Below are 12,544 nucleotides of genomic sequence, written 5' to 3' on the forward strand. Positions count from 1 at the left end.
CAGTATGGAATTATTGCAGCCTGCCGCCACACTGTTTCAAAGCTTCATAATGAGCTTCAATCGTTGTTTCAATATCTTCATCCGAATGTGCGTTGGAAACGAACATCACTTCATACGGTGTCGGGGCCGTCAAAATCCCTCGCTCAATCATGGCTGCATAGTACTTTTTAAATAACGCCATATTGGATAATTGGGCAGTTTCGTAATCAACAACATCATGCTCCATAAAATAAGAACAAAGCATTGAGCCAACCCGATTGACCTTCAGTGGAACTCCTGTCTGCTTCGCATTTTGCAAAAAACCTTCTGCCAGCCGCGCTGATTTGCGTTCCAATTCTGTATAAATTGTCGGATCATTTCCAAGTATGCTTAGAGCTGCGTAACCAGCCGCCATAGCGAGCGGGTTCCCAGATAAAGTTCCCGCCTGATAAATAGGTCCAACTGGTGCAATCTGCTCCATAATTTCACGGCTTCCACCATACGCTCCTACAGGAAGTCCACCGCCAATGACTTTACCGAGGCATGTGAGATCAGGCTTAATCCCGTACAAGCCCTGCGCTCCATTATAGCCCACACGGAAACCCGTCATTACTTCATCGAATATGAGCAAGCTGCCGTATTGGATCGTAATGTCCCGCAATCCTTGTAAAAAACCCGGCAACGGCGGTACAACTCCCATATTCCCTGCAACAGGCTCGACAATGACGGCTGCAATTTGTTCGCCAAGCTGTTCGAATACCATTCGCACGCTATCCAAAGAATTATACGGTACGGTGATTGTATTTTCTGCAACACTCTTAGGCACTCCTGGGCTATCTGGCAAACCTAATGTTGCTACACCAGAACCCGATTTAATTAGCATCGCATCGGCATGACCGTGATAGCCGCCTTGGAACTTAATAATCTTGGCTCGATTCGTATATCCTCTCGCCAAGCGTAAAGCACTCATCGTTGCTTCCGTACCGGAGTTCACCATCCGTACCATTTCCACAGACGGTACGGCCTCACAGATTAGCTCTGCCATTTTCGTCTCGATCTCTGTAGATAGCCCAAAGCTCGTTCCTCGTATTGCAGCTTTCCAAATGGCTTCAACCATCTCCTGATGGGCATGCCCCAATATTAGTGGGCCCCACGAGCCAATGTAGTCTATATATGAATTGCCATCGACATCTAACACTCGCGATCCTTGACCACTTGCGACGATAATCGGGGTCATATCTACAGAAGAAAAGGCACGTACCGGACTGTTTACTCCACCGGGAATAACTCGTATTGCACGTTCATATGCCGCTTTGGCATTGGTATCATTTCGCTTAAGTTTCGATTTCACAGAAGATTCCCCCTACCCATACTCTTCTATTCATTCATAAATCTCAGATTTGGGTTCAGTATAAAATCCAATGATTAATCATTCAATACTATTATTTATATGATAACGATAGGTTTTTCCTATGGATAAATAAGGGGAGCTGTTACGCTATATGATGCGGAGTGCACGACAGCCATTCATGTGCATGCAGTTACAAGTATCATTTATACAGCCAAATAAGACGTCAACGTTAGACGCCTTCAGAGGAAGTATGCTCAGGGCATTCTTTTAAAGAAGCTTCGTTTGAAAGGTGTTTTTGCACCAGTCCGCAATAATGCGGCTCAGATCCTTCTCTAGCATTTGGATGAAAATGAATACAACCTAAACAAGGTTCCGCGACGACGACATGACCTTCCTGCTGCATAGCAGCAATCACAGAGCCAAGACCTAGTTCTAAACTGGCTAATGTCTCTTCTGGGATGGTAAGAAGTAGGTCCTCAAGCGACTGACCCCACTGTTCGAGTTTAGCTGCTGCTAGCTGCCCTTCTGATGTAAGCTGAAGCAATGTAACTCTACGATCTTCGAGCTTCGCAGCTTTGTTAATCAGTTCTTTTTGAACAAGTCCGTTTATGACCTTAACCGCAGTCACATGAGTCGTTCCGATGGCATGCGCAAAATTGCCCACCGTTGCTGCATCACTACGTGTATGCAAGCAGAACAATAAAGCTTGTATTTGTATCGGGGTAAAGCCTGCGGCGTCGCTTTCTAACTGTGTCATCTTCTTAATGGCTTGCGTCATGCGAAATAAAGCCATACTTATACGGGCAGAGCGATTGTTTTGTCGTTGGTTGGGATCAAAGATCATTGAGTTCGTACCTTCCATGTTTATTCTTATCTATTTTACATCCAAACATGGCTGCTTAAAAGGAAAAGGAGGAGCCAAATTGCAGGCGCCCCCTTCAGGTACAACTTATCCTTGTTTTACATCTTCCATACTAGCGCCGAAATTAATGTGATACACGCCGCCATCAATAACTAGCGCAGGAACGGATTTGACTCCAGCTTGCTCTGCCTCTTCAATGCGATTACGATCTGTACCAAGATGAACAATTTCAAGATCCACTTTTGTTGTATCAAGGAATTGTAGTACGAATCTTTCTCCTTCTACACAAATAGCACAACCTGCATGATAGTATACCGCTTTAGACATTCTCAACCACTCCTAATTTTTATATTATGTAGCATTGCTACACTTATGATTATAGGAGCGCGAGTAAGAAGCATCAATTACAAATTCCCTATTGTTATCATAGGAAAATACAATGGATAGACTTTGACGGATTTAAACGCTAGCTGGAAACTCAGCTTCATACACTTTCATAATCATCTCAAAAATGATGTTCTCCAAATCTTTTCCGTGATAGTTCATGCTGAGTGTCGCCGCATGCTTTCCGTCACTCGTCGCAAAAGTAAACGTTTTAAATCCATGAACACCGCCCGTATGTCCCCATAGTTGAACTCCATTCGACAATGTAACTTGCAAAAGACCTAAACCGTACTTAGATTGATCTTGAAATTCCACCGTGTCTAATAGCTGCTTCATTTGTTCATGCTTCAGCAGCTTGCCGGAGAGTAGTGCCGATATGAAGCGGTTCAAGTCATCTGCAGTCGAAATCATTCCGCCTGATGCATGAGCTGAAGTTGCATTCAACTCTGTGAAGTCTTGAAGCGGTCCACCTAGCTTTAACTGATAGTAGCCTCTTGCATGCGGCTTAGGCAGCTTTGTAGAAGTCCCTGGTATAAACGTGTTGTTCAATTTCAACGGCTTAATAATACGCTCTTCGATTTGCTTCGCGTATGTATCTCCCGTTACTTTTTCGATAATCATGGCTGCAATAATATAATTCGTATTGGAATAGGAAGCTTGGGTGCCTGGTGTAAATAGGGGCTTTTGCCGTAATCCTTCTTGTACAAGCTCCTCAGACGAGAAGCTTTTAAAACGGTTTTCATATACTTTCTGTAAAAAAACATCGTCCGTGTAGCTAGCGATTCCGCTCGTGTGATTGAGCAGTTGTCTTATCGTAATTTGCTGCCCATCATATCCGTTTCCTTGGACAAGTCCAGGCAGCCATTTATCAACGGTATCATTCAAGCTCACCTTGCCTTCACCTACGAGCTGCAGCATTGTGACAGAAACAAACGTTTTTGTTACACTTCCAATTCGGAAATGAAAATTAGACTGCATGCTCCGTTCTGCATAAATGCTCGCTTTTCCAGCTGTATAGTGCTGCACGACCCCATCTTTACGTGTCTGCAAGAGAATTCCGGGTATCCCCTTAGCAACCCCCTCTTCCATAGCCTCAACAATGAAGAAATTCTTTTTACTATCTTGATGACTGCTCTGAACAGTTGATTTACTCGATTTTGCATGTACACTTGCCTCTGCTCCCACTGTTGCCTGCGCTAGGCCTTTACCAGTTGAAACCAATAGTGCGCTCGTTACTAAGACTGTCAAAGTGAGCATCATTCTTGTCCGAATATACATATCGTGCTTACCTCCTGATGGTAGGTGTTTGGAAATGTAAGATCGAAAATAAGACGCAGGCGCACGGGAACAGACCTTCATCTATTTGGATGATTTTTCAAATTACATAACAAAGTCCTTTATCGCTTAATTCAAACTTAAAACCTCACCGAAAATCCATCGAATTGATGAACGCCGGTACCGAAGCGAACTAGCTTTTTTCCCCGTAACTCGCCCACCGCTTCTTTCACCGTTTCAAGCAATTCAGGTTCCAACCCAATTCGGTTATGAGCGCCAAATATTTTTTGAATCCCAGTAATCTTCGTTGCAATTCTCTCCAGCGAGTTTACGAGATCCTCTGGGCTTGTTGTTGGAAAAAATGCATAGACAGGTGTCTCATCATACAGCAAATCCCCAGTAAATAAATATCCTCTGCTCGTATCATAGATAGAAATATGGCCAGGAGAATGGCCGGGTGTATGATATAAATTCAATGCTCGCTCCCCTAGCTCTATAACGTCCCCGTCACGCAGCAGCCCTGTCGGTTTTCCTTGAAAGGGTGTGTATGTTTCTGGATCAAACGAAGCTGGAACTGGTCTTGTAATATCACGTGATATATCTTTGCGAATTTGCTCAATTGACAATTTTTTAATGCCACTAACTAACCAATCTTCTTCTGCCTCATGTACATAAATCTCTTCATACTGCCCGTGACTACCGATATGATCGGCGTGAACATGTGTTGTCAGCACGATAATAGGCAAGTCCGTCAGTTGATCAGTCATCCGCTTCATGTTATCGATCCCAAGTCCGGTATCAATAAGAGCTGCACGCTCCTGACCAATAAGTAAGAACGAATGGACTTTTTCCCAATGTCCATATTCACTAATTGCGAATGTCGTCTCATCCAGCTTCGAAACCGTAAACCACGGATCATCAATCACGATAGGATACTGAGTGCTTTGCATATGTATTCCCTCCACGGCTGCATAATTATTGAATGCTAATGTTTCCATTGTCATCTTGAAATGCAACTAAAGACATATAGTAGCTCTTCTCTTCATCTGACTGTAAGTCGATATTGGATTCAGCTCCTTGCATGGTAAAATGCTTGTCCAATAACTGTTTGAACTCCTCCAGAAAGACATGGAAGCTCTCTTCGCTCGCATGAAATCGATAATTCCATAAGAGCAGGCACAGCATATTTTATTCACGCCCATGACGTTTGAAAGGATGCCGTAGAAGTTGCCAAAGTACGCTCTATTTCTTCCTTCGCCCTTTTTTGCAACGGTATTTTTACGGTCGGATCGGATAAAACTATAACTTGGAGGAGAGGTTTGGAATTTATCTAAATGCGAACATATATTTGCATTTTTGAATTTACGTGATACAATATGATCGAAATTCGAAATGAAGCACTACATATTAATTTGAGGAGTGAATGTGATGTCAATCGAGGTATATCTTAATTTTAATGGAAATTGTCGTGAAGCAGTAACGTTTTATGCAGAGGTATTTGGAACAGAACAACCTGAAATTATGGCTTTTGGTGATGCCCCACCATCCCCTGACTTTACGCTTCCAGAAGAAGCAAAGGATCTAGTCATGCACACTCGCATTAACATTAAAGGCAGCACGGTTATGTTCTCCGATGTGTTCCCTGGTATGCCGTTCGTAGTTGGTAACAACGTCAGCCTTACCTTTGTCGGAGATCATATCGAAGAAATTCAATCTGCATTCCATAAGCTTAAAGAAGGCGGCAAGGTAGCGATGGAACTTCAAGAAACTTTCTGGAGTAAGTGTTACGGCAGCTTAACGGATAAGTTTGGCATTGAGTGGCAGTTCAATCTTCGTAGTGAAGAGGACTGCGGCTAAGTTCACCTATTATTACAGCGAGACATGGATGGTTTCCGTAGAACAGAGTGCTATCCCCGTTTCACCCCCTTCCTAATATAAAGCTAAAGAGCATCTTCGTAAGCACAAGGCCTTTTGAAGATGCTCTATTGTTTGTTTCATTTGTCTTATTCACTGATTTTTATTTTAAATACATTGTCTAAGTTCCCATCAAGTCTTTTCTTCAACGGAACTTTTACATCTCTGCTCAGTTCTTTGAAGAATGTTTCTGCATCACAATTTACATTGCTCGCATTAACGAATAGAACGTTATCAGTAATGATATTTTGGTTGGACTCATGATCAACAGCTACCTCAATATCATATTTTTTCTTTAATGTGTTCATGTATCTTGAAAAGATTTCAAGCAGTTCCTCATTGCTAAAATTAGCGATTGCTAACTTTCCCTTGTTCGTAAATGTCAATTCAACTCTCATGTTTTCATTCTCCCCTTCTATTCAACCAAATTTGTATTTATAGCAGCTTCTCTCGCTGTACCTGGTTATTAAGAAAAGGCTATCTTTAATCTTAACACTTTCCCGATGAACTTCATATAGTTTATTTCTAATAAGCAATAAGTATCTTTTACCTTTATTAATATGCCACAAAGTTCCAATGATAAAACAAACAAAAAACGCCAGAACGGTTTTCCGGCGTCGATGGATGATTTCCATGCTTGTTTATTTAATGACGAACAATCATATTTGCTGTTTTATTTTGGAGAATTGACGGATAATCGTATCTGCCGCTTGAATATATCCCCCTGCCTGTCGCAATGATTCGCCAATATGGCCAGCTTGCTGTCTGTAGCTCGAATCGCCCAATACCTGCATTAATGTTTCTCTCAGGACTTCAGCGGTAAGTGTATGATGGTCGAGTGTGATACCCGCTCCAAGCTCCTGTACTCGATTCGAGACAAGTGGTTGATCTGATGTTAACGGAATCATAACCATCGGAACATTATAATATAGAGCTTCGCTCACACTGTTCATCCCTGCATGCGTGACAAACGCGTCTGCACGTTCAAGTACCTCAAGCTGTGGAATATAAGGACGAACAATAAAGTTGGAAGGAATACAATCAGCCAAAGACCCCATATCTGTATCTTTCCCTGAAGACAGGATAAATTGGATCGGCAAATGTTGGAATGCATCAAAACACAGCTTATAGAAAGCCAGATCTCGATTCAGAATCGTCCCCATAGCAATGTAAACGGTCTGTTTGTGTGGGTCTAGGAGCTGTGCCAATGGAAGGTTGGGCGCATCTTTACGCGGTACAACGGAAGTTCCTGCGAAGTAGAAGCTGTCATCCAGCTGATCCGCTTTAGGCTGCAAATAGCGGCTTGTATATACAAGCTTAAGTTGGCCGGCATGCTTCGTAAGTTCCTGTATCGATGGAGCTGGAACGTTAAACTGAGTGGCTAGCTGCTGTGCCAATTCCAGCGTTGATTCATACACATTTTCAATATCATCATCAATCAGTCCTTGTTCTGAACCAAGCGGGTCTACGAAAGCAAAGGAAGCAATGGAACATACAGCAGGAATTCCAAGCCTCTGAGCAATTATCGTACCTCCCCAACCCATCAGCGAGTCAAAGATAAAGTAATCATACTTATCACCTTCGATAACTTGTAGGATTTCAGGAACAATTTTCTGAATAATGCCGCGAACGACCATGTTAGCAAACTGGGAAGGGTGTTTATAGGGAGCAGGCTTCAAGTCAGGATCATAGGAAAACGGGTCTACTTGAAATGGATATGATCGAAATTCTGCTCCGGTTTGAAGCACTTTATTTCGATACTCCTCTGTACACACATATACGACCTCTTCACCCCGGTCTATCAACTGCTTTACTAAACCAAGAGTAGGATTAACATGTCCTTCAGCAGGGATATTAACAATTAACACGCGTGCCATATGAACGTCGCCTCCAATATAGGATTAAGTTTGATATGCTGACTACGTTGATTGATAGTAGAACCTGAGCTAGACTAGAATATTTCCGTAACGAAGAATGTTAGGACATGTTGTGGGGGATTCCAGTGGGAGCAACTCCATTCTTCTTTGTAATCCGGAAAGACGTAATGAAGCTTACAACAGCAAACAGAAGCTGAAGAGATAGCACCATAACAATCCCTGTGGTTATGCCCCAGTCGAATGTATCACTTATTGCTACTAAAGCTCCGCTAATTCCAATACTTAATCCAATGCTAAATGAATCTATAAATTGAAGAATAGCGGAAACCTCCCCTTCTTCCCCAGCTTTTGTGTACTGCAAGGCAATCGCTGCTGTAGTTGGATTGGCCAAGCCTGCGCCGAAGCCGATAATGATTTGTGAAATAACTGCAATAACGATTCCACCGCCTGTAGAAGCGATAGCTGCAATAACGAGCGCTACACCAGCAATAATAAAGCTGACGCCAACGTGGATCCTTACCTTCCTGCCTTTGCCATCATCTCTTGCATCAAGCACAGACAGCAGCCAAGCTGCGCCAGACCAACTTAATGCACCTGCAGCTACGATTAAACCTGCCAGATCTTCAGATAAACCTTTCACTTCAACAAGGGCCAATACGACAAAGCTTTCTGTAGCAAAGTAACAGGCCACATACATTCCTCGTGTAGCAATGGTTGCAGGCAAACCAGCTGCTACTGAAAATGTACCTTCTGGAAGCAGCTTGCGCAAAGGCTTCATCATAATAAGCACGCCAATCATGGCAAGCAATATGCCTTTCCAATCTGGTATCCAGCCCAATCCAGTTAATAATGCGCCTGTTCCAATGGCGAGTAAGATCGCATGTACTTCTTTATAATTTTGTTTACTCGATGATGAAGGTCTAGGTGAGGGTAACGTGCGAAAAGTGGGAAGCGTTAATAATAGAGCGAGTACAATGATGGGGAGTACCATTAAAAATACAAACCTCCACGATACATGTGCAGCTACATATCCAGCAATGTACGGTCCGATTAATGCGGGCAGCACAAATGCCATGGAAAAAGAGGCAAGAATTTTCGTTCGAAGTGCGTCTGGATAATGAACAGCAGCACTGTAATATACACACGTAATAAGGGCGCCAGCTCCAAAACCTTGCAATGCCCTCCCGATAATGAGAATGAACATATGGGAAGATAAAGCCGCCACCAGTATCCCTATCACAAAAATGACAAATGATAAGATCATACTTTTGAAGACCCCGTGCTTATCGATCCGTTTGCCCATAACAATCGTGCCGATGATCTGATTCAACAGAAAAGCACTAAATATCCAACCATATAAATGAAGACCCTCTAGCTCTTGTGCTATCGTCGGTGCAACTGTCGTGATCGCTAATCCTTCAAAGGCTACAGTTGAAATGGCTAATATAATGCCAATCGTCAATGCGCGGTATGGAGCACCAAAGATACTTGGTTTTATCGCTTCCGATGTCGATGTCATATCCGATCGCTCCCTTTATACTTGTCGTAACGGTAATTGTCATAACAACTATATGTCTAAAAAATGGAGGATCAATAACAACGTCACGTAGTTATAGATCCTTTACATTGTTGTACATAATCGCCAGCATTCTTCGGAAATTTTCGACTTCCTCTTCCGTTAGCCCTGCAATGGTTTTGTTAAAAGCCTCAATCGACGGCTCCATAATATCTTCTTTTATCGAACGTCCCTTATCCGTTAAGAACACTCGTAATGAGCGCCTATCCGTCTCATGAGTAACGCGGTGGATAAATCCCTTCTTTTCGAGCTTGAAAAGCATACGGGCGATGTTGGCTTGGTCTTTATACAATCTTTCTGCCAATTCCTTCTGAGTTATGCCCTCCTTCTCCCACAAAATAACGAGAATTTCCCACTGATCCACTGTAATATCAAATGGGTCACATACTTTCTGATAATACTGATTAAGCTTCAAGTCTGCCCGGTGAACGATGACACCTATATACTTTTCTAACTCCAAAGATTAACCTCCATTTTTTAACATCCAATATAGTTGTTATGACAATTATATGGACACCCTTTTATGAAGTCAATCTGTATATTGAGCACAAGAGTCAAATTCGTTCCAAATATTTGAACTACAAATAAAAGCAGCCCCAACTTGTTCACTGAGGCTGCTTGTGGGCAGTTCCATCATCAGATTTTAAAGTCAAATGATTCGTTGTTTCATAAAAACCGGAAACCTACACCTCAATGATAATAGGCAAAATAATCGGACGTCTTTGGGTACGAGCGTACAGAAACTGTCCTAGTGTATCCTTTAATGTCTTCTTCATTACACTCCATTGATTGATTTTTTCGTGCTGCATTTTTTCAACGGTTCCAATGACGAGCTGGTTAATATCTTCAATAAGCTCTTCGGAGTTACGGACATAAACAAAGCCTCTTGAGATCGTATCCGGGTCCGTTAACAGCTTGCCCTCTGCTTTACTTACTGTAATAACAACGATTAGAATACCGTCATCCGACAACTGGCGGCGATCACGCAGCACAATATTGCCGATGTCACCTATGCCAAAGCCATCCACTAACGTTTGACCAGCTGAAATATGGCCGGATTGACGAACAACTCCATTAACAGATTCGACAACTTCGCCATTTTTTAAAATAAATACGTTTTCCCGCTGCACTCCCACAGATTCAGCAAGCTCACGATGCAAATACAACATGCGGTATTCACCATGGATAGGAATAAAATACTCAGGCTTCATCAAGGTGAGCATAAGTTTCAATTCTTCTTGATTGCCATGCCCGGAAACATGCAATTCACTGCGAGAACCATAGATGATCTTAGCGCCTAATGCGTACAAATTATCTATGATGCGAGCAACATTACGCTCATTTCCTGGTATCGGGTTAGCTGCAATGATCACTGTATCTCCAATATCCACTTTCATTTGGCGATGGGAAGAAGCGGCTAATCGAGCAAGCGCAGCCATGGGCTCACCTTGACTGCCTGTACATAGTACCGTGCATTGTTCAGGTGGAAGTTTAGCAGCCTCTTGTACATCGATAATCATTCCTGACGGTACTGACAAATACCCAAGTTCTTGTGCAACTGACACAACGTTAACCATAGTACGCCCTAGCAAGCTTAGCTTACGGTTCGTTTGAACAGCAGCGTCGATAACCTGCTGAAGCCGGTACACATTCGAGGCAAATGTCGAAACAAACACTCGACCTTCTGCTTTGTTGAATGCTTCTAGCAGATGTGCCCCGACGGTACTTTCCGATGCTGTGAAGCCCGGCCGCTCGGCGTTCGTGCTTTCGGACAAAAGCACACGCACACCCTTCTTTCCGATTTCAGCCATCCGGTGAAGATCAGGATATTGCTTATTGACGGGTGTCATGTCGAATTTAAAGTCACCTGTATGTACGATCGTTCCTTCAGGTGTGTCGAATACGACACCAAGGCAGTCCGGGATACTGTGATTGGTCGGAAAAAAAGAACATATTATCGTGCCCAGTTCAATTTGTGAATCTGCATTGATGCATGTCATGCTCGTTTCATGAAGAATCCCATGCTCTCGCAGCTTAATTTCAATAAGCCCCAGCGTTAACCTTGAGCCGTAAATTGGCACCGGCATTTGTTTTAAAAAATAAGGGATTCCCCCGATATGATCTTCATGTCCGTGTGTAACCACTAGTGCGCGGACTTTATCTTTATTTGATAGTAAGTAGCTAATATCAGGGATAATCAGATCAATACCCAGTAGGCTTTCATCTGGAAATTTCGATCCACAATCGATGACGACAATATCATCCCCATACTGTACCAGATACATATTTTTGCCTATCTCATTAACTCCGCCTAATGCTGCAATTACTAGCCGCTTCTCATCGTTTTGCTTCATCCTGAACCCTCCGAATCACCATTTACATATTTGTTACGTTTTCCTTAACGATATTTTTTCATTCGGTTTAATCGGCGGGAGGGATATAAGCAGCCGCTTAAAAACTGACATAAACCAGTGTGCCAGCAATAGATTGAAAATAGATTCCAATTTAAAAGGAGGTATAGTAATGAGCTCCTCATCCGCTGGAACAGCAACAGACATCAATTGGACGGAAGCTTTGTTTTGGTGCAACATGGTGAATTGGGCTTATGAGATGTATGATGCGTGTCCTTCTAACCTTACTCCTAAGCCACCAGCTGATTTCCCCGTTGATTGGGAGATCGAAAGTCTATTGATTGTCCATCCCGTTGTCGTATTCTTCACCGAAACTAAATTCATCGGGTATATAGCCCGCTCCAAAACTGACCCTACCCTTGTTGCCATCATATTCCGAGGAACAAAAACCGAGTTGGAATGGGTGCTCGATGCCGAGTTTGGCTTGGTTAATTTTTGCGAAGTGCCGAATGCAGGGGAAACAGAAGTCGGATTTACCGAATGTTATCGCTCGTTATATGGAACAAACACAGACGGCTCCAACGAAACTCCGTTCGCAGATGTTCTTGCTCAACTCACTTCAAGTGGTGCTAGGGTTACCATCGCAGGTCATAGCTTAGGTGGTGCACTGGCTATTTTAGCGGGAATATGCAGTGCAAACTCAACTCAAACGGAGGTCTTTACTTATGCTGCGCCTATGGCGGGAGACTCTGCATTTTCCGCCGCTTACTGTCAGTCCGTCTCAGCCAATTATCGGGTGTACAATGAACCTGATATTGTACCAAAACTCCCTGGCGAGTTATTCGGTTTCGTACAAGAAGGGCCCGGAACTCCATTAAACTCGCTTGACTATCCCACAATTGGTCATTCCTTAAAGGACTATCACAGCATAAGCACCTATTTGTACATGTTAGAACATCCGATTTCCTAAGATGA

General features: G+C 43.0%; 13 protein-coding genes. 2 read left to right on the forward strand and 11 right to left on the reverse strand.

Annotated elements, in window-relative coordinates:
• Positions 1–10 precede the first annotated feature (10 nt).
• The 6 genes from hemL to FPZ44_RS10850 form a co-directional block, all read right to left on the reverse strand.
• Positions 11–1,330, reverse strand: a complete 1,320-nt coding sequence (gene hemL / locus FPZ44_RS10825) for a glutamate-1-semialdehyde 2,1-aminomutase (RefSeq protein WP_144990062.1) — start codon at positions 1,328–1,330, stop codon at positions 11–13.
• Positions 1,331–1,559: 229 nt separating this feature from the next.
• Entirely contained in the window at positions 1,560–2,174 is a 615-nt protein-coding gene (locus FPZ44_RS10830; protein ID WP_144991790.1) for a MarR family winged helix-turn-helix transcriptional regulator, read from the reverse strand.
• A gap of 105 nt (positions 2,175–2,279) precedes the next feature.
• Positions 2,280–2,519: a thioredoxin family protein gene (locus FPZ44_RS10835; RefSeq protein ID WP_144990064.1), complete on the reverse strand. Its 240-nt coding sequence runs from the start codon at positions 2,517–2,519 to the stop codon at positions 2,280–2,282.
• Between the two features lie 132 nt (positions 2,520–2,651).
• A complete protein-coding gene (locus FPZ44_RS10840) occupies positions 2,652–3,854 on the reverse strand; it encodes a serine hydrolase domain-containing protein (protein WP_186785995.1) in 1,203 nt (400 codons plus the stop codon).
• Positions 3,855–3,991: 137 nt separating this feature from the next.
• On the reverse strand, positions 3,992–4,801 hold the full coding sequence (locus FPZ44_RS10845; RefSeq protein WP_144990068.1) for an MBL fold metallo-hydrolase: 810 nt from the start codon (positions 4,799–4,801) through the stop codon (positions 3,992–3,994).
• A 25-nt stretch (positions 4,802–4,826) separates the two neighbouring features.
• A complete protein-coding gene (locus FPZ44_RS10850; RefSeq protein WP_261378286.1) occupies positions 4,827–4,952 on the reverse strand; it encodes a hypothetical protein in 126 nt (41 codons plus the stop codon).
• Between the two features lie 327 nt (positions 4,953–5,279).
• On the opposite strand from FPZ44_RS10850, the gene FPZ44_RS10855 reads away from it, so the two are divergent.
• Positions 5,280–5,708 (forward strand): VOC family protein, encoded by a 429-nt coding sequence (locus tag FPZ44_RS10855; RefSeq protein WP_144990070.1) that lies wholly within the window; start codon positions 5,280–5,282, stop codon positions 5,706–5,708.
• 146 nt (positions 5,709–5,854) lie between these two features.
• Here FPZ44_RS10855 and FPZ44_RS10860 read toward each other — a convergent pair whose 3' ends face one another.
• The 5 genes from FPZ44_RS10860 to FPZ44_RS10880 form a co-directional block, all read right to left on the reverse strand.
• Complete coding sequence (locus FPZ44_RS10860; protein ID WP_144990072.1) at positions 5,855–6,163, reverse strand: hypothetical protein; 309 nt, start codon at positions 6,161–6,163, stop codon at positions 5,855–5,857.
• A gap of 261 nt (positions 6,164–6,424) precedes the next feature.
• Positions 6,425–7,642: a macrolide family glycosyltransferase gene (locus FPZ44_RS10865; RefSeq protein ID WP_144990074.1), complete on the reverse strand. Its 1,218-nt coding sequence runs from the start codon at positions 7,640–7,642 to the stop codon at positions 6,425–6,427.
• A 100-nt stretch (positions 7,643–7,742) separates the two neighbouring features.
• Positions 7,743–9,161 carry an MFS transporter gene (locus tag FPZ44_RS10870; RefSeq protein WP_144990076.1) on the reverse strand — a complete coding sequence of 473 codons (1,419 nt, stop codon included), beginning with the start codon at positions 9,159–9,161 and terminating at the stop codon, positions 7,743–7,745.
• A 91-nt stretch (positions 9,162–9,252) separates the two neighbouring features.
• Positions 9,253–9,678, reverse strand: coding sequence for a MarR family winged helix-turn-helix transcriptional regulator (locus FPZ44_RS10875; RefSeq protein WP_144990077.1), 426 nt, complete (start codon positions 9,676–9,678; stop codon positions 9,253–9,255).
• Positions 9,679–9,901: 223 nt separating this feature from the next.
• Positions 9,902–11,572, reverse strand: a complete 1,671-nt coding sequence (locus FPZ44_RS10880) for a ribonuclease J (protein WP_144990078.1) — start codon at positions 11,570–11,572, stop codon at positions 9,902–9,904.
• A 169-nt stretch (positions 11,573–11,741) separates the two neighbouring features.
• Between FPZ44_RS10880 and FPZ44_RS10885 the strand changes: the two genes are divergently transcribed.
• On the forward strand, positions 11,742–12,539 hold the full coding sequence (locus FPZ44_RS10885) for a lipase family protein (RefSeq protein ID WP_186785996.1): 798 nt from the start codon (positions 11,742–11,744) through the stop codon (positions 12,537–12,539).
• The last annotated feature ends 5 nt before the right edge of the window (positions 12,540–12,544 follow it).

Origin of the sequence: Paenibacillus agilis, assembly GCF_007786455.1 — a bacterium.
In the GTDB taxonomy this organism is placed as follows: domain Bacteria; phylum Bacillota; class Bacilli; order Paenibacillales; family Paenibacillaceae; genus Paenibacillus_B; species Paenibacillus_B agilis.